This window comes from Limnohabitans radicicola, from assembly GCF_014837235.1.
GTDB lineage: Bacteria > Pseudomonadota > Gammaproteobacteria > Burkholderiales > Burkholderiaceae_C > Limnohabitans_A > Limnohabitans_A radicicola.
On record NZ_JACYFT010000001.1, the window covers coordinates 95,133 to 117,547 of the forward strand.

At 60.3% G+C, this 22,415-nt stretch carries 24 protein-coding genes; 12 read left to right on the top strand and 12 right to left on the bottom strand.

The features are described 5' to 3' along the window. Positions 1-12: 12 nt before the first annotated feature. Positions 13-933, top strand: a complete 921-nt coding sequence (locus IC609_RS00495; RefSeq protein WP_191817511.1) for an SPFH domain-containing protein — start codon at positions 13-15, stop codon at positions 931-933. A 94-nt stretch (positions 934-1,027) separates the two neighbouring features. On the opposite strand, the gene phbB is transcribed toward IC609_RS00495, so the two are convergent. The 3 genes from phbB to IC609_RS00510 all read right to left on the bottom strand — a co-directional run bounded on the left by phbB (position 1,028) and on the right by IC609_RS00510 (position 4,805). Next, positions 1,028-1,765 (bottom strand): acetoacetyl-CoA reductase, encoded by a 738-nt coding sequence (phbB, locus tag IC609_RS00500; protein WP_191817512.1) that lies wholly within the window; start codon positions 1,763-1,765, stop codon positions 1,028-1,030. A 119-nt stretch (positions 1,766-1,884) separates the two neighbouring features. Further along, complete coding sequence (locus IC609_RS00505; protein WP_191817513.1) at positions 1,885-3,066, bottom strand: acetyl-CoA C-acetyltransferase; 1,182 nt, start codon at positions 3,064-3,066, stop codon at positions 1,885-1,887. Between the two features lie 23 nt (positions 3,067-3,089). Next, the gene (locus IC609_RS00510) at positions 3,090-4,805 is read right to left on the bottom strand and encodes a PHA/PHB synthase family protein (protein WP_191818838.1); all 1,716 of its coding nucleotides are present in this window, start codon (positions 4,803-4,805) and stop codon (positions 3,090-3,092) included. 115 nt (positions 4,806-4,920) lie between these two features. Between IC609_RS00510 and IC609_RS00515 the strand changes: the two genes are divergently transcribed. Beyond that, entirely contained in the window at positions 4,921-5,226 is a 306-nt protein-coding gene (locus IC609_RS00515) for a hypothetical protein (RefSeq protein ID WP_191818839.1), read from the top strand. Here the strand turns inward: IC609_RS00515 and pgeF are convergent. Next, entirely contained in the window at positions 5,143-5,907 is a 765-nt protein-coding gene (gene pgeF / locus IC609_RS00520; RefSeq protein WP_191817514.1) for a peptidoglycan editing factor PgeF, read from the bottom strand. The two genes, IC609_RS00515 and pgeF, sit on opposite strands and share 84 nt — an antisense overlap. 107 nt (positions 5,908-6,014) lie before the next feature. Here pgeF and aat point away from each other — a divergent pair, with 107 nt between their 5' ends. Genes aat through IC609_RS00535 form a run of 3 tightly spaced genes read left to right on the top strand, consistent with a single transcriptional unit; the run spans position 6,015 to position 8,341 of the window. Beyond that, positions 6,015-6,776: a leucyl/phenylalanyl-tRNA--protein transferase gene (gene aat, locus IC609_RS00525; RefSeq protein ID WP_191817515.1), complete on the top strand. Its 762-nt coding sequence runs from the start codon at positions 6,015-6,017 to the stop codon at positions 6,774-6,776. Next, on the top strand, positions 6,773-7,495 hold the full coding sequence (locus IC609_RS00530) for an arginyltransferase (RefSeq protein WP_191817516.1): 723 nt from the start codon (positions 6,773-6,775) through the stop codon (positions 7,493-7,495). The genes aat and IC609_RS00530 overlap by 4 nt, the downstream gene beginning before the upstream one ends. A 60-nt stretch (positions 7,496-7,555) precedes the next feature. Further along, on the top strand, positions 7,556-8,341 hold the full coding sequence (locus IC609_RS00535) for an IclR family transcriptional regulator (RefSeq protein WP_191817517.1): 786 nt from the start codon (positions 7,556-7,558) through the stop codon (positions 8,339-8,341). Between the two features lie 55 nt (positions 8,342-8,396). Here IC609_RS00535 and IC609_RS00540 read toward each other — a convergent pair whose 3' ends face one another. The 6 genes from IC609_RS00540 to IC609_RS00565 form a co-directional block, all read right to left on the bottom strand. Beyond that, positions 8,397-9,413, bottom strand: coding sequence for a serine hydrolase (locus IC609_RS00540; RefSeq protein WP_191817518.1), 1,017 nt, complete (start codon positions 9,411-9,413; stop codon positions 8,397-8,399). A gap of 152 nt (positions 9,414-9,565) precedes the next feature. Then, on the bottom strand, positions 9,566-11,104 hold the full coding sequence (locus IC609_RS00545; RefSeq protein WP_191817519.1) for a 2-isopropylmalate synthase: 1,539 nt from the start codon (positions 11,102-11,104) through the stop codon (positions 9,566-9,568). 196 nt (positions 11,105-11,300) lie between these two features. Then, entirely contained in the window at positions 11,301-12,116 is an 816-nt protein-coding gene (gene pssA, locus IC609_RS00550; protein WP_191817520.1) for a CDP-diacylglycerol--serine O-phosphatidyltransferase, read from the bottom strand. A 133-nt stretch (positions 12,117-12,249) separates the two neighbouring features. Next, positions 12,250-13,266 carry a ketol-acid reductoisomerase gene (ilvC, locus tag IC609_RS00555; RefSeq protein ID WP_191817521.1) on the bottom strand — a complete coding sequence of 339 codons (1,017 nt, stop codon included), beginning with the start codon at positions 13,264-13,266 and terminating at the stop codon, positions 12,250-12,252. Between the two features lie 39 nt (positions 13,267-13,305). After that, positions 13,306-13,797: an acetolactate synthase small subunit gene (gene ilvN, locus IC609_RS00560; protein ID WP_089953931.1), complete on the bottom strand. Its 492-nt coding sequence runs from the start codon at positions 13,795-13,797 to the stop codon at positions 13,306-13,308. A 2-nt stretch (positions 13,798-13,799) separates the two neighbouring features. Next, entirely contained in the window at positions 13,800-15,563 is a 1,764-nt protein-coding gene (locus IC609_RS00565) for an acetolactate synthase 3 catalytic subunit (RefSeq protein WP_191817522.1), read from the bottom strand. A gap of 265 nt (positions 15,564-15,828) precedes the next feature. Here IC609_RS00565 and IC609_RS00570 point away from each other — a divergent pair, with 265 nt between their 5' ends. From IC609_RS00570 to IC609_RS00595, 6 genes are read left to right on the top strand one after another with little or no spacing between them, the layout of a single operon-like run. Then, positions 15,829-16,395: an RNA polymerase sigma factor gene (locus tag IC609_RS00570; RefSeq protein WP_191817523.1), complete on the top strand. Its 567-nt coding sequence runs from the start codon at positions 15,829-15,831 to the stop codon at positions 16,393-16,395. Beyond that, positions 16,392-16,841, top strand: coding sequence for a DUF3619 family protein (locus IC609_RS00575; RefSeq protein WP_191817524.1), 450 nt, complete (start codon positions 16,392-16,394; stop codon positions 16,839-16,841). Before IC609_RS00570 ends, IC609_RS00575 begins: the two co-directional genes overlap by 4 nt. After that, on the top strand, positions 16,834-17,514 hold the full coding sequence (locus tag IC609_RS00580; RefSeq protein ID WP_191817525.1) for a DUF3106 domain-containing protein: 681 nt from the start codon (positions 16,834-16,836) through the stop codon (positions 17,512-17,514). Before IC609_RS00575 ends, IC609_RS00580 begins: the two co-directional genes overlap by 8 nt. Next, positions 17,511-18,047, top strand: a complete 537-nt coding sequence (locus IC609_RS00585) for an RDD family protein (RefSeq protein ID WP_191817526.1) — start codon at positions 17,511-17,513, stop codon at positions 18,045-18,047. The genes IC609_RS00580 and IC609_RS00585 overlap by 4 nt, the downstream gene beginning before the upstream one ends. 46 nt (positions 18,048-18,093) lie before the next feature. After that, the gene (locus tag IC609_RS00590; RefSeq protein ID WP_191817527.1) at positions 18,094-18,495 is read left to right on the top strand and encodes a diacylglycerol kinase; all 402 of its coding nucleotides are present in this window, start codon (positions 18,094-18,096) and stop codon (positions 18,493-18,495) included. Positions 18,496-18,507: 12 nt separating this feature from the next. Then, the gene (locus tag IC609_RS00595) at positions 18,508-19,095 is read left to right on the top strand and encodes an LOG family protein (RefSeq protein ID WP_191817528.1); all 588 of its coding nucleotides are present in this window, start codon (positions 18,508-18,510) and stop codon (positions 19,093-19,095) included. 67 nt (positions 19,096-19,162) lie between these two features. Here IC609_RS00595 and IC609_RS00600 read toward each other — a convergent pair whose 3' ends face one another. After that, positions 19,163-19,501 (bottom strand): P-II family nitrogen regulator, encoded by a 339-nt coding sequence (locus IC609_RS00600; protein ID WP_191817529.1) that lies wholly within the window; start codon positions 19,499-19,501, stop codon positions 19,163-19,165. A 21-nt stretch (positions 19,502-19,522) separates the two neighbouring features. Then, positions 19,523-21,196, bottom strand: a complete 1,674-nt coding sequence (locus tag IC609_RS00605) for an NAD+ synthase (RefSeq protein ID WP_191817530.1) — start codon at positions 21,194-21,196, stop codon at positions 19,523-19,525. A gap of 52 nt (positions 21,197-21,248) precedes the next feature. On the opposite strand from IC609_RS00605, the gene IC609_RS00610 reads away from it, so the two are divergent. Continuing rightward, a complete protein-coding gene (locus IC609_RS00610) occupies positions 21,249-22,373 on the top strand; it encodes a GNAT family N-acetyltransferase (protein ID WP_191817531.1) in 1,125 nt (374 codons plus the stop codon). Positions 22,374-22,415 lie beyond the last annotated feature (42 nt).

Consider the following 22,415-nt stretch of genomic DNA (forward strand, 5'->3'; position numbering starts at 1 on the left):
GGGAGAATCTTCATGGAAATCGCACTCGTTTTGCTGGCCATCGCGGTCTTGTTCATCATCAAGACCGTCAAGGTCGTGCCCCAGCAGCATGCCTGGGTGGTGGAACGGCTGGGCAAGTACCACGCCAGCCTCACCCCGGGCTTGAACTTTGTGGTGCCCTTCATCGACAACGTGATCCAGAAGCACAGCCTCAAAGAGATCCCGCTCGACGTGCCCAGTCAAATTTGCATCACCCGCGACAACACGCAGTTGCAAGTGGACGGCATCTTGTACTTCCAGGTGACCGATCCCAAGCTGGCCAGCTACGGCTCGTCCAACTACATCGTGGCCGTGACGCAGCTTGCGCAGACCAGCCTGCGCAGCGTGATTGGCAAGCTGGAGCTGGACAAGACCTTTGAGGAGCGCGACATCATCAATGCACAGGTCGTGGCTGCCATCGACGAAGCCGCGCTCAACTGGGGCGTGAAGGTGCTGCGTTACGAAATCAAGGACCTGACACCACCCAGCGAAATCCTGCACGCCATGCAGTCACAGATCACCGCCGAGCGCGAAAAACGCGCCCTGATCGCGGCATCGGAAGGCCGACGCCAGGAACAGATCAACATCGCCACCGGGGAACGTGAGGCCTTCATTGCCCGATCGGAGGGCGAGAAGCAGGCTGTCATCAACAAGGCGCAAGGCGAAGCCGCGTCCATCACCGCCGTGGCCGAGGCCACGGCCCTGGCGATCGAGCGGATCGCACAAGCCATCCGCCAACCCGGCGGTGAGCAAGCCGTGCAGCTCAAAGTGGCCGAGCAGGCTGTGCAGGCCTACGGCAAAGTCGCACAAGACGCCAAGACCACGCTGATCGTGCCAGGGAACATGACCGAGGTGTCCGGGCTGATCGCGTCGGCCATGCAGATGGTGGGCACAGGCAAGTCATCCGGGCACTGAACCGCGCCCGCAGCGCAGGCAGAAGCAAAAAACCCGCCGAGGCGGGTTTTTTTGTGGGCGCTGCCCAAACCGATGCGGCCCATGGGCCAGGGCATCAGCCCATGTGCAGACCACCGTTGACCGAGAAGTCAGCGCCGGTGGCATAACCGCCCTCTTCGCTGGCCAACCAGGCCACGATGGAAGCGATTTCGCTGGGCTGACCCAGGCGCTTGACGGGCACGGTGGCCACGATCTTTTCGAGAACATCAGGACGGATGGCATTGACCATGTCGGTGCCGATGTAGCCCGGGCTCACGGTGTTCACAGTCACGCCCTTGGTGGCCATTTCCTGCGCCAGGGCCATCGAAAAGCCATGCATGCCGGCTTTGGCGGCCGAGTAGTTGGTTTGACCCGCCTGGCCTTTGTTGCCGTTGACCGACGAAATCTGGATGATGCGGCCCCAGCCTTTTTCCACCATGTCGGGCACGACCTGCTTGGTCACGTTGAACATGGAGTTCAGGTTGGTGTCGATCACGGCATCCCAATCCTCGCGCGTCATCTTCAGGAACACCCGGTCCTTGGTGATGCCGGCGTTATTGACCAGCACATCGATCACACCATGCTCTTCCTTGGCTTTGGTGAAAGCCGCGACGGTGGAATCCCAATCGGCCACATTGCCCACCGAAGCGTAGAACGTGTAACCCAGGGCTTTTTGCTCATCCAGCCATTTGGTGAAGTCACGGGTCGGACCGCAACCGGCGATGACTTTGAAACCTTCCTTGTGAAGGCGCTGGCAAATTGCGGTACCGATACCGCCCATGCCACCGGTGACGTAAGCTACTTTTTGACTCATGGTTGTCTCCTGTTATGAGTGAAATGAAAAAGGATGAAAGGTGATCCGCCCGTGATTCTTGGCTGCCCTTATACGGCTGGGCAGTGCGCCAGGGCACACCAGACAGACACCTTGGGATTTCAGACGCGTTCGACCGCCAGCGACACGCCCATGCCACCACCGATGCACAGCGCGGCCAGACCCTTGTTGACCTGACGGCGCTGCATTTCGTGCAGCAAGGTCACCAAAATGCGGCAACCGGACGCACCGATGGGGTGACCGATGGCGATGGCACCGCCATTGACGTTGACCTTGGCCGGATCGATGTCCAGTGCCTTGTTAACAGCGCAGGCTTGCGCGGCAAAAGCTTCGTTGAGTTCAAACAGGTCCACGTCCTGAGCTTTCCAGCCCGCACGGGCCAGGGCCTTTTGTGATGCAGGCACCGGGCCCATGCCCATGTGGGCCGGGTCCAGACCGCTGGTGCCGAATGCGGCAATGCGAGCCAGCGGCTTGAGCCCAAGGGCAGCAGCCTTCTTGGCGCTCATGACCATCACGGCAGCGGCGCCGTCGTTGATGCCGGAGGCATTGCCAGCGGTCACACTGCCCGCTTTGTCAAACGCGGGGCGCAAACCAGCCAGCGCTTCGGCATTGGTTTTTTTGTTGATGAACTCGTCGGTGTTGAACACCAGCGGATCGCCCTTGCGCTGGGGGATCAGCACATCCACGATCTCGTCCTTGAACTTGCCCGCATCCTGCGCGGCAGCGGCTTTTTGCTGACTGCCCAAAGCCAATGCGTCTTGCATGTCGCGGGTGATGCCGTGGGCTTTGGCCACGTTCTCGGCAGTGATGCCCATGTGGTACTGGTTGTACACGTCCCACAGACCGTCCACGATCATGGTGTCGGTCATCTTCCAGTCGCCCATGCGCTGGCCGTCGCGGCTGCCATTCAAGACATGCGGGCTGGCGCTCATGTTTTCCTGTCCACCGGCGATTACGATTTCACTGTCGCCCCAAGCCACCGCTTGTGCGGCCAGCATCACGGCTTTCAGCCCCGAGCCGCAGACCGCGTTGATGGTGAGGGCTGGGGTTTCCTTGGCCACACCAGCTTTCATCATGGCTTGGCGAGCCGGGTTCTGGCCCGCGCCTGCGGCCAGCACCTGGCCCATGATGACTTCACCGATGGCGTCAACGGGCAAACCGCTGCGCTCAAGCAAGCCCTTGATGACGATGCTGCCCAGCTCTGTGGCAGGCGTCTTGGCCAGCGAGCCACCAAATTTGCCCACGGCGGTGCGGGCGGCTGAAACGATGACGATGTCTTCCATTTTTGTCTCCAATAAAAAATCAATCAGGCCTTGGCCTTCACATAGCGGCCAGGGGCCGCCTCGATGGTTTTGAACTTGCTGCCCTTGCCATAGGTCTTGGGTGCAGGAACTTGCTTGCCCGCATGGGTTTTGAGCCAGCTGGACCAGTCGGTCCACCAGCTGCCGGGCATTTCCTTGGCACCGGCGATCCATGCATCCACATCGGCCGGGAACTTGCCGTCCTCGCGCAACCAGTGGCTGCGCTTTTTGGCAGCGGGTGGGTTGATCACGCCTGCAATGTGGCCCGAGGCGCCCATGACGAAACGCTTCTTGCCTGGCAACACTTGCGTGCTGGCGTAGGCGCCACCAATGGGCACGATGTGGTCTTCGCGTGAACCGTAAACGTACACCGGCAAGTCCAGTTTGCGCAGGTCGATGGCTTCGCCGCAGACCTTGACCTTGCCGGGCTTGACCAGGTTGTTTTCCAGGTAGGTGTTGCGCAAGTACCAGGCATAGAAGGGCCCGGGCAGATTGGTCGAGTCGCTGTTCCAGTACAGCAGGTCAAAAGGCGGCGGTGTTTCGCCTTTGAGGTAGTTGCCCACCACATAGTTCCAGACCAGGTCGTTCGGGCGCAGGAAGCTGAAGGTGGACGCCAGGTCCTGCCCTTTGAGGAGGCCGCCTTGGCCCATCTGCATTTCACGGAATTTGACGAAGTTCTCGTCAATGAACACGTCCAGGATACCGGTGTCGGTGAAGTTGATCAGGGTGGTCAGGAACGTGGCACTGGCCACGGGTTTCTCGCCACGTGCGGCCAGTACAGCCAGGGCCGTCGAGAGGATGGTGCCCCCCACGCAGAAACCCAAAGCGTTGATCTTGGGCGCGCCGGTGATATCCTGCACGGTGTGGATGGCCTGGATGGCGGCCTGCTCAATGTAGTCGTCCCAAGTCTTGTCCTTCATTGACTCGTCGGGGTTGCGCCAGCTCACCACGAAGGTGCGGTGACCTTGGCTCACGGCATAGCGGATCAGCGAGTTTTCAGGCTGCAGGTCGAGGATGTAGAACTTGTTGATGCAAGGCGGTACCAGCAGGAACGGCTTCTCGTAGACCTTGGCCGTGAGGGGCTTGTATTCGATGAGCTGGAAAAATTCGTTCTCGAAGACCACCGCGCCTTCGGTGGTGGCCACGTTCTTGCCGACCTCGAACAGGCTCTCGTCGGTCATCGAGACATGGCCTTGCTGCATGTCGTGCATCAGGTTCTGCACGCCTTTGGCGATGCTCTCGCCCTGGGTCTCGACAGCCTTTTTTTGGGCTTCGGCATTGAAAGCCAGGAAATTGCTCGGTGCGGCCGCAGCCACCCATTGTTCCACAGCAAAGCGGATGCGGGTGCGTGTCTTGGCGTCGGCATCGACCGCATCGGCCAGGCCCATCAGTGTGCGGGCATTGAGCAGGTAGGTGGCGGCATTGAAGGCGGCGACCGGGTTGGCAGACCAGGCTTCAGAAGAGAAACGGCGGTCCTTGACTTGCAGGCTGTTGTGCAGGCTCTGGTTCCAGATCTCCGAAGCATCCTTGAAATACTGACCTTGCAGGGCCTGCAATTTGTCTGGATGGAACTTCAGGGCAGGCATGGCGGGCGCACCTTCGGGCTGAAGACCGCCCAGGTCCATGGTCTGGAAGCTCTCCATGGCCTTGCCCCAGCTTTGGGCCAGGCTCTGTTGAAAAGTTTCGCCCATCTGGGTCCAAAACTTGGGGGATGCGTCCATCATCAGACTGTCTCCTGTTATTGATCACCGTGGCTGTTTTCAGCCATGGATTGACAGTGTCAATGCTTTCATTGTCACCAAAATTACAATCCATTTGAAACTTGAAAAGAAAAAAATGTACTTGATCGTGATTGCATGGCTTTATGTGGTGCTGATGATGGCGGTGGCTGAGGCGTTCAGCACGCAAGGCTCCTTGCTGGGGGCGGTCATCACCTTCCTGCTCTACGGGTTGCTGCCTCTGAGCCTGGTGATCTACATCATGAACACGCCGCAGCGCAAAGCCCGGCTCAAGGCCGAAGAGGCACTTCAGGCTCAAAGTGCGCAAGCACCGCCCGTTTCAACGGTCCAGCCAGATGCAGGCGGCCATGCGCCCGGTCGCGCCCAGGATGCGGCTGTCGCGCCGGTGCGAAAAGAACCTTGAGGGGTGGCCCACCGTGCACCAGCCGGGTTGGCTGTCGTTGCCGCTGAGCTGACCAATGCCCAATTGCTGCAAGCGCCAGCGCGCCAAACCGGCCAGATCGGCCAGGAACCGCCCCTGCGGCCGGCGCTTGAAATGCGCGGCCAGGTCCAGGCCGTCCTGCACAAAAGCATCACGCACCTCGGGCCCGACTTCAAAGGCCTGAGGACCGATGCAAGGGCCCAACCAGGCCCGCGTGTGTGCAGCGTGCGCCCCGTGGGCCTGCAACTGCTGCCACAAGGACTCCAGCACCCCCTGCCCTTGCTGTCCAGCCAGCCCACGCCAGCCTGCATGGGCGGCAGCCACCCACTGACCACCGTCATCGCACAGCAACACGGGCAGACAGTCGGCCACCATCGCGGTGCAGGCGACACCGGGCTGTTGCGTCCAGCAGGCATCGGCCTGCAGCCCATTGGGCGTGTCCTGGGTCAGCGCGAGGACGTGCACGCCGTGAACCTGCTCCATGAACACGGGGCGCGCAGCCAGGGTATGCGCGAGCAATTGCCGGTTGCGCGCCACCGCTTGCGGATCGTCGCCCACATGGTTGCCGAGGTTCATGGCATCCCAGGGGGCAGCAGACACCCCACCCGAGCGTTCGGTCATGCAGGCGTTGACACCAGGAATAGAGGGCCAGTCGAGGCGCATTCAGGTTCAGAAAAGGGCGGATGCCCCATTGGCACCCCGGACCTGGAGCATAAGCGCGTTTGAGCCCGTCAGGCGTGCAGCGGCATGCTTTGTTGTCTAATTCGTTCATGCACGACAGCAGGCCTTCGCCCCCTCTGACCTGGCTTGAACCCGGTCTGCCTTTCCCGCCTGTCTCACAAGCCTGGGGGCCTGGCAGCGAAGCGCCTGGGCTGCTGGCAGCTGGCGATCACTTGGACGCTGCGATGCTGGTTCAAGCCTACCGGCAGGGCATCTTCCCCTGGTTCAGCACGGGGCAGCCTGTGCTGTGGTGGAGCCCCGATCCGCGCATGGTGTTGCCGGTGAGCGCCTTCAAACTGCACAGGTCGCTGCGTCAGACCCTCAAGCACTGGACTATGACGCCAGGCGTGGAGATGGTTTTTGACCGAGACTTTGCGCAAGTCATCACCCGATGCGGCCAAGCGCCCCGCCCCGGCCAAACAGGCACCTGGATCGTGCCCGGCATCGTCGATGCCTACACCCAGCTGCACCGCATGGGCCTGGCCCACAGCGCCGAAATTTGGCAAGACGGTCAACTGGTGGCGGGTCTCTATTTCGTGAGCTTGGGCCACACCGTGTTTGGCGAGTCGATGTTCACCACCGTGCGAGACGGCTCCAAAATGGCGCTGGCCATGCTGGTGAGCGCTGCCAGACGCCACGGCGTTCAGATGATTGACTGCCAGCAAAATACGCGGCACCTGGCATCTTTGGGCGCGCATGAGATCCGCCGCGAGGACTTTGTGCGCTGGGTGGCAGCCGAACAGGGCAAGCCTCCCATCTTGTGGGCAGATGAATCTTTATACTGGGACACATTGACCCGCCCTGCCCTGTGACCCTGCTTCAAGATCTCCCCCTCCAGGCGATTCAGTTCTATGCCACTGCGCCTTATGCCTGCAGCTACCTGCCGGAGCGTTCGGCGCGCTCCCAAGTGGCCACGCCCAGCCACTTGATCCAGAACGAGGCTTATTCGGACTTGGTGGCCAAGGGCTTTCGCCGCAGCGGCGTGTTCACCTACCGCCCCTACTGCGATGGCTGCCAAAGCTGCGTCCCTTTGCGGGTGGACGTGGCCCGCTTCCAGCCCACCCGCAGCCAACGGCGCGCGCAAGTGCGCCACGCCCAGCTGTCGGTGCGGGTGATGAACCTGCACTTTGATCCCCGACATTACGCGCTTTACCTGCGCTACCAGCATGGTCGCCATGAGGGTGGCGGCATGGACCAGGACAGTGTCGACCAGTACACCCAGTTCTTGCTGCAAAGCCGCGTCAACACACGGCTGGTCGAGTTTTCCGACCCCGTCACACACGACATCAAGATGGTGAGCATCGTGGACGTGCTCAACCACGGCATTTCGGCGGTCTACACCTTTTATGAACCGGGCGATGACGCCAGCTATGGCACCTATGGTGTCCTGTGGCAGATTCAGCAAGCGGCAGAACTGCAGCTGCCGCACGTTTACCTCGGTTACTGGATCGAACAGAGCCCCAAAATGAATTACAAGGTGAAATTCCAGCCCTGCGAATCACTCCGGGACGGGCAATGGACGCCTGTGTGAGCCTGCACAGACGCCATTTCACAGCGTAAAATCAGTGTTTCGCTTTGTCATTGCAGTCCTATGAGAAAAGCCGACACCCCCCTGCCCGCCACGCCGACCATCCAGGTCATTGAACGCATCTTCAGCCTGATCGATGTCCTCGCCAGTAAGGAGGAAGCGATTTCCCTGAAAGAAATCAGCGAAAAAACCGGCCTGCACCCTTCCACCGCTCACCGCATCCTGAACGACCTCACCACTGGCCGCTTTGTCGACCGTCCGCAAGCGGGCAACTATCGCCTGGGTATGCGTCTGCTGGAGTTGGGCAACCTCGTCAAGGGCCGACTGAACGTACGCGATGCGGCTTTGGCCCCCATGCGGGATCTGCACAAGCTGATCCAGCAACCCGTGAACCTGAGCGTGCGCCAGGGGGACGAAATTGTCTACATCGAACGCGCCTACAGCGAACGCTCGGGCATGCAGGTGGTGCGTGCGATTGGTGGCCGTGCCCCACTGCACCTGACATCGGTCGGCAAACTGTTCCTCGCCGCCGACGACCCCATCCGCGTGCGCGCTTACGCAACACGCTCCGGGCTGGTGGGGCACACCCGCAACAGCATCACCCTGCTGCCCGTGCTCGAGCGCGAATTGTCCCGCGTGCGGCAATACGGCATTGCCCGCGACAACGAAGAATTGGAACTGGGTGTGCGCTGCATCGCGGCAGGCATTTACGATGACCAGGGCAAATTGCTGGCGGGCTTGTCGATTTCTGCCCCGGCTGACCGCCTGGACGAAGAGTGGCTGCCCAAATTGCAAGCCACGGCGCAGAGCATTTCAGCCTCACTCGGTCACAACGAACTGCAGGACTGAATGCGCCCCGCCTGCGCTGGGGACGGCCTGGCGCGCTCATGCGCCAGCCGTTAGATCACCCTTGGCGGGATGCTGCCACCGGATGACCGGCAGCAGAGCGGTGCGAAGTTTCGATCCAGCGACGAACGCGCTCGGCATCGGCAATGCGGCTGAGTTTGCCAGCAGAGTCCAGGAACACCATGATCAACTTGCGACCCGAAACCTGGGCCTGCATGACCAAGCATTGCCCGGCTTCGGAGATGTAGCCGGTTTTCTGGAGACCGATGTCCCACTGCGGGCTCTTCACCAAGCGGTTGGTGTTGTTGTATTGCAGGGTGCGGTGGCCCACTTCGATTTCCCGACCCGGCGAGGTCGACAGCTCACGCAACACAGGCTCTTTGTAGGCTGCCGCCACCAGCGTGGCCAGGTCATGCGCGCTGGACTGGTTGCGGCTGGACAAGCCCGTGGGTTCCACATAACGGGTGTCGGTCATGCCCAAGCCTTGGGCACGGGCGTTCATGCGCGCGACAAATGTGTCCAAGCCACCCGGAAAAGTGCGTCCCAAAGCGTGGGCGGCACGGTTCTCACTCGACATCAAGGCGAGATGCAACAAATCACCCCGGCTGAGCACGGAGCCCACGGCCAGACGTGAACGGCTGCCTTTTTCAGTGTCCACATCGTCCTGGGTGATGGTGATCATCTCGGACATGGGCAAATTGGCATCAGAGATCACAAGACCCGTCATCAATTTGGTCAAGGAAGCGATGGGCAGCACCGCCTGGTCATTTTTGCGCAGCAGCACTTCATGGGTGTCCTGGTCGATCACCAGCGCGACGCTGGAGCGCAAATCCAGCGGATCCATGGCAGTGTGCAAGCCGGCGAGTTTGCCAAAGGAAGGGCGCTCTGGCACGGCGGCCATTTTGGCACCACGGGCGGCCTGGCGGTTCTTGGCCAACGGTTTGGCGGTGGCTGCCTTCTTTTGGGCCTGGGCTGGTTTGCGCTTGTTGGCTGCGTTTTCAGCTTGCGCAGGCAAGCCCATCAACAGGGCAGCCGAGAGCAAACCCAAGCTGATCACGCGGCCCCAGGGACCCATAGAAAAGGAGGCAAAAGAAAAAGTCATGCGCTTGAACAATACAACAAATTCGAAGGACAAGTCGCAGAGTTTACACATTAAAAAAAAGTCGCGCAAGATCAACCACTTGCGCGACTTTATTGAAGTCGAATGAATGTATTTAAGTACTCATTTCAACCTTGTGCGGCGACCCGGTCGGCCTTGCTTTGCAGCTTGTTGAGCGCGCTCAGGTAGGCCTTGGCCGATGCCACGACGATGTCGGGGTCAGCACCCACCCCGTTGACCACGCGGCCGCTGTTTTGCAAACGTACCGTGACCTCGCCCTGGCTTTCGGTGGAGCCACTGATGGCATTGACCGAATACAGGACCATCTCTGCCCCGCTTTGGACATGCGATTCGATGGCCTTGAGCGAGGCATCCACGGGACCGTTGCCCGAAGACTCGCCCTTGACCTCCTTGCCATCGACCGTGAACACGATCGATGCCTGAGGCTGCTCACCGGTCTCACTGTGCTGTGACAGGGACACAAAACCGTACTGCTCTTTTTCACTGGTCACACTCTCGTCACTGACCAGGGCGAGGATGTCCTCGTCAAAGATTTCGCTCTTGCGGTCGGCCAGTTCCTTGAAACGGGCAAAGGCGTTGTTGATCTCGGTTTCGCTGTCCATCTGCACGCCCAGGTCCTGCAGGCGCTGCTTGAAGGCGTTGCGCCCGCTGAGTTTGCCCAACACGATTTTGTTGTTGGACCAGCCCACGTCCTCGGCACGCATGATTTCGTAGGTGTCACGCGCCTTGAGCACACCGTCCTGGTGAATGCCTGAAGCATGCGCAAACGCATTGGCCCCAACCACCGCCTTGTTGGGTTGAACCACAAAGCCCGTGGTTTGGCTGACCATGCGGCTGGCAGCGACGATGTGCTGCGTGTCGATGCCCACATCAAGCCCGAAATAGTCACGGCGCGTCTTGACGGCCATGACCACCTCTTCAAGCGAGCAGTTTCCCGCACGCTCACCCAACCCGTTGATGGTGCACTCGACCTGACGGGCGCCACCGATCTTGACACCCGCGAGCGAGTTGGCCACCGCCATGCCCAGGTCGTTGTGGCAATGCACAGACCAGATGGCCTTGTCGGAGTTGGGGATGCGCTCGCGCAGGGTTTTGATGAAGTTGCCGTACAGCTCGGGCACGGCATAACCCACGGTGTCAGGCACATTGATGGTGGTAGCGCCTTCGGCAATCACCGCCTCGATCACGCGGCACAGGAAGTCCACATCGCTGCGGTAACCGTCTTCGGGACTAAATTCGATGTCGCCCACCAGGTTGCGTGCAAAGCGCACCGACTGCTTGGCCTGCTCCAGCACCTGGTCAGGCGTCATGCGCAGCTTCTTTTCCATGTGCAAGGCCGAAGTGGCAATGAAAGTGTGGATACGCGCGCTGTTGGCGCCCTGCAAGGCTTCTGCTGCCCGCGCAATGTCGCGGTCATTGGCGCGCGAGAGTGAACAAACGGTCGAATCCTTGATCGCATTGGCGATCGACTGCACAGCCTCAAAATCCCCATTGGAGCTGGCCGCGAAACCGGCTTCAATCACGTCCACTCGAAGGCGTTCGAGCTGGCGGGCAATGCGCAGTTTTTCGTCCTTGGTCATGGACGCACCGGGCGACTGCTCGCCATCGCGCAAGGTCGTGTCAAAAATAATCAATTTGTCAGCCATGTTCACTCCTGGTCAATACCCGCAAATCCATGCACCAATGCAAAAGGCCCGTTGCGGATGGCATACGGGCCTTTAGGGAAAATGTTCGCGTGCGCTACAGATCCCGCCCGTGGGGCGTTAGCAGTAGAGCCAGCAATTCAAATTTCATGTATTCACTTTAGCACAAATCAAAACGCCTTCTGTCCTGCACACGACATCACTGGTGCAGGCCCCGCTCATCGGGCTCGTCGGTGGATGTGCTGATCATGCTGGTGGGCTCGCCCTTGGCTTTGCGCCAGACATAAATCACATAGCCGCTCAGGCTGTAACCCACAAACAAGGCAAACAAGACCGTAGGCGGGTCAATGTTCACGACCGCGATGCCCAAAGCCACCAGCACGATGGAGGCAAATGGCACACTTTTCTTCATGTGCATGTCCTTGAAACTGTAGAACGGCACATTGGTCACCATGGTCAGACCCGCAAACAAGGCCACTGCAAACATCCACCAGGCCACACTGTGCGGATCGATGGCATTTTCTGTCGCGATCCAGATGAAGCCTGTGACCAGCGCTGCCGCCGCAGGCGAAGGCAAACCCTGAAAATAACGTTTGTCAACGACTGCGGTGTTCACATTGAAGCGGGCCAGGCGCAAAGCCGCGCAAGCGCAATAAACAAAAGCGGCAATCCAGCCCCAGCGGCCCAGGTTCTTCAGTGCCCAGACATAAGAGATCAGGGCCGGAGCGGCGCCAAAGGACACCATGTCGGACAGGGAGTCCATCTGCTCACCAAAAGCGCTTTGGGTGTTGGTCATGCGGGCCACACGGCCGTCCAGGCTGTCGAGCACCATGGCGCTGAAAATACCGACCGTTGCCAGGTCAAAGCGCCCGTTCATGGCCATCACCACCGCGTAAAAACCGGCAAACAAGGCTGCCAGCGTGATCATGTTGGGCAGCATGTAGATGCCCTTGGAGGGCTTGCGCGGTCGGGGCGCCGTGTCCACATCGTCTGGCGAATCAATTCGGTTGTTCATCGTCTTGTCCTGTCAGGATTCGGCCACATCCGTCGCCGAAAAAAAGGGGAGCAACCCCGATTGGAGACTGTGAGTGTAGCCCCCATGAAAAAAGGCCACCTCAGTGGCCTTTTCCCGATTTGCCAAATGCAGATCAGTTGCGGGTCTGGTCGACCAGTTTGTTCTTGGCGATCCAAGGCATCATGGCACGCAGTTGTGCGCCGACTTGCTCGATCGAATGCTCGGCGTTCAAGCGGCGACGGGCCGTCATGCTGGGGTAGTTGGTTTTGCCTTCCAGGATGAACATCTTGGCGTATTCACCGGTCTGGATGCGCTTCAAGGCATTGCGCATGGCTTCGCGCGACTTCTCGTTGATGACTTCGGTGCCGGTCACGTACTCGCCATACTCCGCGTTGTTGGAGATGGAGTAATTCATGTTGGCGATACCGCCTTCGTACATCAGGTCCACGATCAGCTTCAACTCGTGCAGGCACTCGAAGTAGGCCATTTCAGGAGCGTAACCAGCTTCGGTCAGGGTCTCGAAGCCCATCTTCACCAGTTCCACCGCGCCGCCGCACAACACGGCCTGCTCGCCGAACAGGTCGGTCTCGGTTTCTTCCTTGAAGTTGGTCTCGATGATGCCGCCCTTGCCGCCACCGTTGGCCATGGCATAAGACAAGGCCAGGTCACGGGCTTTGCCAGACTTGTCCTGGTACACCGCGATCAGCGAAGGCACGCCGCCGCCCTTGAGGTATTCAGAGCGCACGGTGTGGCCTGGGCCTTTGGGGGCGACCATGATCACGTCCAGGTCAGCGCGGGGAACCACTTGGTTGTAGTGCACGTTGAAGCCGTGGGCAAATGCCAAAGTGGCGCCTTGCTTCATGTTGGGGGCGACGTTGTTGTTGTACACCTCGGGGATGTTCTCGTCGGGGAGCAAGATCATGACCACATCGGCGGCTTTGACCGCGTCGTTGACTTCCATCACCGTGAGGCCGGCTTTGGCCACTTTGTCCCAGGATGCGCCACCTTTGCGCAGACCGACCACGACTTTGACGCCGCTGTCATTCAGGTTCTGGGCGTGCGCGTGGCCTTGCGAGCCGTAGCCGATGATGGCCACGGTTTTGCCTTTGATCAGGGACAGATCACAGTCTTTGTCGTAAAAAACTTTCATGGGGTTCTCCTTGGGAATAAACAGGTTCAAGAGTTAAGTTTAGACGCGCAGGATGCGCTCGCCGCGCCCGATACCGCATGCACCTGTGCGCACGGTCTCCAAAATGGCACTGCGGTCGATCGCCTCCAAAAAGGCGTCGTTCTTGGACTGGTCACCGGTCAGCTCAATCGTATAGCTCTTGTCGGTGACATCGATCACACGGCCACGGAAGATGTCGGCCATGCGTTTCATTTCTTCGCGTTCCTTGCCCACGGCGCGCACCTTCACGAGCATCAGCTCGCGCTCGGTGTAGGCACCTTCGGTCAGGTCCACCACCTTCACCACCTCGATCAGGCGGTTCAGGTGCTTGGTGATCTGCTCGATCACATCGTCAGACCCAGTGGTCTGGATGGTCATGCGCGACAGGCTCGGGTCTTCGGTCGGGGCCACCGTCAATGACTCGATGTTGTACCCACGGGCCGAGAACAAACCCACGACGCGTGACAGGGCACCGGCTTCGTTTTCAATCAATACAGCAATGATGTGTTTCATGATCACAGGTCCTCCGCACCCAGCAGCATCTCGGTGATGCCTTTGCCCGCCTGCACCATCGGGAACACGTTTTCCGTCGGGTCAGTCCGGAAATCCATGAACACTGTGCGGTCCTTGAGCTTGCGCGCTTCGATCAGCGCACCTTCTACGTCTTCCGGACGCTCAATCAGCATGCCTACATGGCCATAAGCCTCGGCCAACTTCACAAAATCCGGCAAGGCATCCATGTAGCTGTGGCTGTAACGGCCGGAATACTCGATTTCCTGCCACTGGCGCACCATGCCCAGGTAACGGTTGTTGAGCGAGAGGATCTTGATCGGGGTGTTGTACTGCAGGCAGGTCGACAGTTCCTGGATACACATCTGCACCGAGCCTTCACCCGTGACGCAAAACACTTCGCTGTCGGGCTTGGCCAGTTTGATGCCCATGGCGTAGGGGATGCCCACACCCATGGTGCCCAGACCACCGGAGTTGATCCATCGACGCGGCTCGTCAAACTTGTAATACTGGGCCGCAAACATCTGGTGTTGTCCCACATCTGAAGTGATGTAGGTGTCGGTCCCACGGGTCATGTTCCACAGGGTTTCGACCACCATCTGGGGTTTGATCACCTGGGTGTTGCCGCGGTCGTACTTCATGCAGTCACGCGAGCGCCAGCCTTCGATCGTGTCCCACCAGCCCTTGAGGGCTGCGGCATCGGGTTTGAGACCGGATTCACGGATCATGCCCATGAGTTCGGTCAGCACATCTTTGACGTCGCCCACGATGGGCACGTCGACCTTGACGCGCTTGGAGATGCTCGAAGGGTCGATGTCGATATGGATGATCTTGCGCTCGACCGAAGCGAAGTGCTTCGGATTGCCAATCACGCGGTCGTCAAAACGGGCACCGACGGCCAGCAACACATCGCAGTTTTGCATCGCGTTGTTGGCTTCGAGGGTGCCGTGCATGCCCAACATGCCCAGGAATCGGCGGTCGGTGGCCGGAAAGGCACCCAGGCCCATCAGGGTGTTGGTCACCGGGAAGTTCAGCATGTCCACCAGCGCGCGCAACTCGCCGCTGGCTTCGCTCATGAGCACCCCACCGCCGGTGTAAATGTAGGGGCGCTTGGCCGACATCAACAGCTGCAGGGCCTTACGGATCTGACCACCATGGCCTTTGCGCACCGGGTTGTACGAACGCATTTCGACAGCTTCGGGGTAACCGGTGAACAGCGCCTTGTTGAACGACACATCTTTCGGAATGTCCACCACCACAGGGCCGGGACGGCCGCTGCGGGCGATGTGGAAGGCCTTTTTCATGACTTCCGCAATGTCACGGGCGTCCTTGACCAGGAAGTTGTGCTTGACGATGGGGCGGGTGATGCCCACGGTGTCGCATTCCTGGAAAGCATCGAGGCCGATGGCCGCAGTGGGCACTTGCCCGCTGATGATGACCATGGGGATGCTGTCCATGTAAGCCGTGGCAATGCCGGTCACGGCATTGGTCAGGCCGGGCCCCGAGGTGACGAGGGCCACGCCCACCTCGCCTGTCGCGCGGGCAAAGCCGTCGGCTGCATGCACTGCGGCCTGCTCATGGCGCACCAGCACATGCTGGATGGTGTCTTGTTTGTAGAAAGCGTCGTAAATGTGAAGAACGGCACCGCCGGGGTAACCCCAGATGTACTGCACGTTTTCAGCCTGAAGCGCCTTGACGAGGATTTCTGCGCCACGCAACTCTAGCGCGCCCGCAGGGACAGATGCCGTGTCGGCCTTGTTCATTTCCATATTCAACCTTTGTGAATTTCTCTAACGAAAAACCTTGGGTGCCCCTGGACTCGACTCTTGTGGAGTGGCTTTGGGACTTGAGACCACAGACATGGGCACCAAACTGTAAAAGTGCCGGACGGTGATCCGTTTGCTTTTTTTCAATTGCAATCTCGGATTATCGCATTGTTGGACGCCGGGGCCTTTTCCGCATACGCCAGACCAAAGCACGGATGCCATAATTGCCCACTACCGAACACGCTGCTGCGCAAAGGCATCTCCCAACTTGGCCACCGACAAAGAACTTTCGGACTTTCTCAAGGAAACCGAAAAAAAAGCCTTCAAACGCACGTATTACCACGTGCGCAATGAAGACGCGGCCCTGGACATCCTGCAAGACAGCATGATCAAGCTGTCCACCCACTATGCGGACAAACCGGCAGCCGAGCTGCCGCTGCTGTTCCAGCGGATCCTGTCCAACACCACACTGGACTGGTTTCGGCGCCAAAAAACACGCAACGCGCTCTTTTCCAACCTGTCCGATTTCACATCGCAAGATGACGGTGAGAATTTTGACTTGCTCGACATCAATGCCACCGACAGCCCCCACGGGGTGGGCGAGAGTGCAGAGCAATGGACTGGCCGCCTGCAAACCATGCAGCAAATCGAATCTGCGGTGATGGATTTACCCGCGCGTCAACGGGAAGCCTTCCTGCTGCGTTACTGGGAAGAGTTGGATGTGGCAGAAACCGCCGCCGTCATGGGTTGCACGGAAGGCAGTGTCAAGACACATTGCTCCCGCGCCATCCAGGCCTTGAACAAGGCGCTCACCGCTCAGGGAATCAAAACATGAAAACACAAGACCTCACCGCGCAACACGACCCGATGGACCTGTTGGGCCAGCAATTGGCTCAGGCTTTGACACGCCACAGCAGCGATCTGCCTCACGATGTGAGTGAGCGGCTGCGTTTTGCCCGCCAGCAAGCCATGGCTGTACGCAAGCCGGACATGGCTCCGGCACTGCTGGGCATTCGCCAGTCCAACGGCAGCCTGACCCTGGCAGGCCCGCCCAGCGAAGGTCTGAACCTCTGGAACATCCTCGGCTCGGCCTTGCCCCTGATCGCCTTGGTGGCGGGCTTGGTCACCGTCAGCTGGATCAACCGTGAAAACACGGTGGCGGAGCTGGCCGCCGTCGACTCGGCACTGCTGGTCGATGAATTGCCGCCAGCGGCCTACACCGATCCTGGCTTTGCACAGTTTTTGAAACAAGGTCTGGGCGAAGCCAAATCGAATGACTGAGTCCGCTGCCCTGTTCAGATGCCGTCGCTTGGCAGCCCCGCTGACGCTGGGTCTGGCCTTGTTCTGCATGCCTATCGGCATGTGCTGGGCCCAAAATGCGCCAGCTTCTACGACCCAGAGCCCGCCATCCAGCAATGGCTGGCAGCAGTTGTCCGCCAAAGAAAAACGCGCTCTGGCCCCTCTGGCATCGCGCTGGGGTGAGCTGTCTGAAATTCAGAAAGGCAAATGGATCGCCATTTCCCAGAATTTTGACCAACTCTCTGCGGCAGAAAAATCCGTCATGCATGCCCGCATGACGGACTGGGTGAACCTCAGCCCGGTACAACGCAATCAGGCCCGACTGAACTTCAACGCTGCACAAAACCTGCCCAAGGACGAGAAAAAGGCCAAGTGGGACGAATACCAGTCCTTGAGCCCCGAGCAAAAGCGGCAGCTGTCTGCGGTCAACCAGGGCCCGGCCAAGACCACAGCGCCCAGCTCCAAACCGGCCAATGCAGAACGCTTGGTGGCTCCTCCACCGGCATGGCAAAGCAGCCCTGCAGCCGCGCCCCCATCCAGAGCCCCGATCGATAAAAAGACCTTGCTGCCGATCCCGATCCCCGGCGAAACACCCAGCAAGCCAGCGCCAACGTCACCCGACGCATCCAGCCCACGCGACGACACCGCGTCATGACCGAAGCTGACAAGCACAGCCTGCCGCCTTCCGAGTGGTTGGTGCCCTCCGTGTCTCGCCGTCTGGCCTGCTGGCTTTATGAAGGCGTGCTCTTGTTCGGCGTTCTGGTCACGGCGGGTCTGGCCTATTTCATCCTGGCCTACTGGACCAGCGGCCTGGGGCCAGGTGATGTCGGTCAGCACCCCATGCTGCGCTCCGGCTTTCAAGCCACCTGTTTTCTGAGCCTGGGGATTTATTTCATCTGGTTCTGGTCACGTGGACAAACCCTGGCCATGAAAACCTGGCACATCCGGGTTGTTGACACGGCAGGCCGCCCATTGAGCAGGACACTGGCGCTCACACGCTACATGGCCTGCTGGCTGTGGTTTTTGCCCCCCTTGCTGATCACCCTGCCACTGGGTCTGCCTGTCCGCGAAGTGGGTGTGCTGACACTGGGCTGGGTCCTTGTCTGGGCCTTGCTCAGTCGCTTTCACCCGCAGCGCCAATTTCTGCACGATGCCCTGGCAGGCACGCGCCTGATCACCCACCGCTGAGCCGTCTGTTGGCACTGACCTGCAGCTTGTCGGCGACAATCGGAACATGACCGAGCCGCAACTGCCCCCCACCGCCAACCCGCAAAAAGCCCGCAAGGGTCTCTCACGCATCCTGCACGCCGGAGGCTACTCGGTGCAAGGCCTGTTGGCCGGTTGGGGAGAAACGGCTTTCCGACAGGAAACCCTGGCGGCCATCGTTTTGCTGCCCTTGGCATTTTTTTTCGGACAGGACTGGGTTGAAGTCGCTTTGCTCGGCGGCAGTGTGCTGCTGGTCATGATCGTGGAGCTGCTCAACACGGCGGTTGAGTCGGCCATTGACCGGATCGGCCCCGAATGGCACGACCTGTCCAAGCGCGCCAAGGACATGGGCAGTGCCGCTGTCCTGCTCAGCCTGCTGCTGTGCGGGGGCATCTGGGGCGCCGCCCTCTGGTCTTTTTTCTGCGCCTGAAACAAACCGACCATGACAGCCCTGGCATTTTCTGTCTGTGTGTATTGCGGCTCCAAATCCGGCGAAGACCCCCGCTTTGCCTCCATTGCCGCCCAGGTGGGGCAATGGATCGGTGAGCACGGAGGCCAGCTGGTGTACGGAGGCGGACGCAACGGCCTGATGGGTATCGTGGCCGAAAGCACCATGGCGGCAGGAGGCAGCGTGGTCGGCATCATCCCCCGCGCCTTGGTCGAAAAGGAATGGGCCCACCACGGCTGTACCGAGCTGCACGTGGTCGAGACCATGCACGAGCGCAAACGCATGATGGCCGAGCGCGCGGATGCATTCCTGGCCCTGCCTGGCGGCATTGGCACCTTTGAAGAACTCTTTGAGGTCTGGACCTGGCGCCAGCTCGGCTACCACGACAAACCCGTTGGCATCCTCAACAGCCACGCTTACTACGACCACCTCATGGCATTCATGGGCCAGGTGGTTGCGCAAGGCTTCATGGGAGAGTGGCAAATGGACCTGGTCACGGTCGGCACCGAGCCAGCGACTTTGCTGCGCCAGCTGGTGGAATCTGCGGGGTTTGCGCCCCCTGCCCGCATGCAGGCGCTCTGATCAAACGCAACCAAAAGCGAAAAAGCCCGGACTGCAAAGTACCGGGCTTTTTGCTGGAGGTGTGCCATCAGATGGCGCTGTCGTCCTGCTCGCCCGTGCGGATGCGCACCACGCGCTCGACCGAGGTCACGAAAATTTTTCCGTCACCGATCTTGCCAGTGCGTGCGGCCTTGACGATGGCGTCCACACAGCGGTCTGCATCGTCGTCCTTGACCACGACTTCGACCTTCACCTTGGGCAAAAAGTCCACCACGTATTCGGCGCCACGGTAAAGTTCGGTGTGGCCCTTCTGACGGCCAAAGCCTTTGACTTCGGTGACCGTCAGACCGGTCACGCCGCACTCGGCCAGACCTTCGCGGACTTCTTCGAGTTTGAAAGGTTTGATGATGGCAGTGATTTGCTTCATGAAAATGTCCTCAATTGATGATCAGGCGCGAAAACGATTGGTCATAGGATAACGCCAATCCTTGCCAAAACTGCGATGGGTGACGCGAATGCCAACCGGGGATTGGCGGCGTTTGTACTCGTTGAGTTTGATCAGGCGGGTTACCTTCTCCACATCCGCGCGCTCAAAGCCATCGGCAATCAGGGCGTCCACACCTTCGTCATTTTCCATGTAGCGCTCGATGATGGCGTCCAGCACCTCGTAAGCGGGCAAACTGTCCTGGTCCTTCTGGTCCGGTCTCAGCTCGGCACTGGGTGGGCGGGTGATGATCCGCTCGGGAATGGGCGCCCGGCCTGTGCCGTAGGGGTCGTTCTGGTTGCGCCAGCGGGCCAATGCAAACACCTGCGTCTTGACCACGTCCTTGATGACGGCAAAACCGCCCGCCATGTCACCGTAGAGCGTGCAATAGCCTGTGGCCATCTCGCTCTTGTTGCCTGTGGTCAACACGATGGCACCGGTCTTGTTCGACAAGGCCATGAGCAAGGTGCCCCGGATTCGGGCTTGGATGTTCTCTTCGGTGGTGTCTTCGGCCAGTCCTGCAAACTGCCCGGCCAAAGCCTGCTTGAAACCTGCGAACAGCGGCGCAATCGCGATTTCGTCATAGCGTACACCCAGGCGTTTGACCATGTCTCGGCTGTCGATCCAGCTGATGTCGGCCGTGTAGGGGGAAGGCATCATCACCGCATGGATCTTGTCGGCACCGATAGCATCCACCGCAATGGCCAGCACCAAGGCCGAATCGATGCCGCCAGACAGACCCAAAATGGCGCCTTTGAAACCGTTTTTACCCAGGTAGTCACGAACGCCCAGCACCAGGGCATCCCACAGCTCGGCCTCGGCGCAGGGCCACGCCACAATCGCCTCAGGGGCAGCCGTCAACTGGGCCACACCCTCAAGCACCTGGACTGACAGGTCGGGCGTGGCCTCGCGAAAGCCCTCAGCCCGCGCCACCACATCTCCTGCGGCATTGAGCGCGAAAGACCGGCCTTCAAAAATCACTTCGTCCTGCCCGCCTACCAAGTGGGCATAAACCAGGGGCAGCCCGCAATCGGCCACCCGCTCGCGCATGCGCTGCTCACGCTCGGCGCTCTTGCCCGCATGGAAGGGGGAGGCGTTGAGCACAGCCAGAAGCTGCGCCCCGGCATCGCGGGCCGCACGGGCTGGCTCCTGGAACCAGGCGTCTTCACAGATCAGCAAGCCCACCTTGACCCCCTCGACCTCGAACACCCCGGGCTGCTCGCCAGGGGTGAAGTAGCGGCGTTCGTCAAACACCTGGTAGTTGGGCAACTCGCGTTTGTCGTAGTGGGCCACGCGTTGGCCTTCACAAAACACCGAGGCCCGGTTGTGGCGGCGCGTCACGGCCACGCTGCGTGTGCGCACGCCCCCACCCTCGGGGTGGCCCACCACCACGTGCAGGCCTTTTAACCCAGCCAACTCTGCGGCGATGGTTTTCAGGGCATCATCGCAGGCATCAATGAACGCCGGGCGCAGGAACAGGTCTTCCGCCGCATAACCGCAGATCGACAACTCGGGCGTGAGCACGAGGCGCGCGCCACGGGCATAAGCCTCGCGGGCGGTGTCGATGATCTTGCGGGCATTGCCCGGCATGTCGCCCACGACAAAATTGAGCTGAGCGACGCAAATTTGGAGAGTCATACAGGTGCTGGGAAATATCGGGGTCAATTATGTCACCCGTGTCTTTGATGACATGGACGCCATCGCACCGGCCCTTTGGGACGGCCTGTTGGCACAGCAACCCGCGCCCACGCCCTTCATGCGCCACGCCTACCTGTCGGCCATGGCCAGCAGTGGTTCGGCCACGCCCGAGACCGGTTGGACGCTGCAGCTGATCAGCCTGTGGCAAGACAACACCCTGGCCGCCGCCTGCCCGGTGTACCTGAAAAGCCATTCTCGGGGGGAATACGTCTTTGACTGGGCCTGGGCCGAGGCCTACGAGCGGCACGGCCTGGCCTACTACCCCAAGGCGCTGGTGGCGCCGCCATTCACCCCCGTGCCCGGCACCCGGCTGCTGGCGGTCGACGAACAGGCCCGTTGGGCGCTGGTGCAAGCCCTGCAAGCCTGGTGTGAATCGCGGCAACTGCCTTCGCTGCACGTGCTGTTTGCCGACCCGCAGGACCTGGCCGCTTGTGCCCGGGCCGGCTGGCTGCAGCGCCAACAGGTCCAGTTCCATTGGCAAAACCAGGGTTGGCAGGACTTTGATGACTTTCTCGGCAGTCTGAACCAGGAAAAACGCAAAAAAATCCGACAGGAGCGCCGCAAAGTGCACGACGCTGGCGTCACGTTCCGCGCGCTACAAGGCCAGGCCATCACCCCCGAAGCCTGGGCCTTTGCACAACGCTGCTACCAGCAAACCTACTGGGAACACGGCAACCCGCCCTACCTTCAGCCCGGCTTCTTTGAGCAGATGCGCGAGCAGATGCCCGCAAACTGGCTGCTTTTCGTGGGTGAGCGGCAAGGCCAGCCCATGGCCATGAGCCTCATCGGGCTGCAAGTCGATGCGCAGGGTCTGCCCGGTGTCGCCTACGGCCGCTACTGGGGCGCGCTGGAGCGGGTGGACTGTCTGCATTTCGAGGCCTGCTACTACCAGCCCATCGCCTGGTGCATTGCCCACGGCGTACAGCGCTTTGAAGGTGGCGCCCAAGGCGAGCACAAGATGGCCCGTGCCCTGCTCCCCACCCCGACGGTCAGTGCCCATTGGCTGGCCCACCCGGGTTTTGCCGAGGCCGTGCAGCGCTACCTGGAGCGCGAAGGCCAGGGCATCGACGCCTATCTGGACGAGTTGCAGCTGCACTCCCCCATGAAACGGGCATGAAAAAGGCCTGCCGATCAGGCAGGCCTGCTGCGTCTGCCCCGC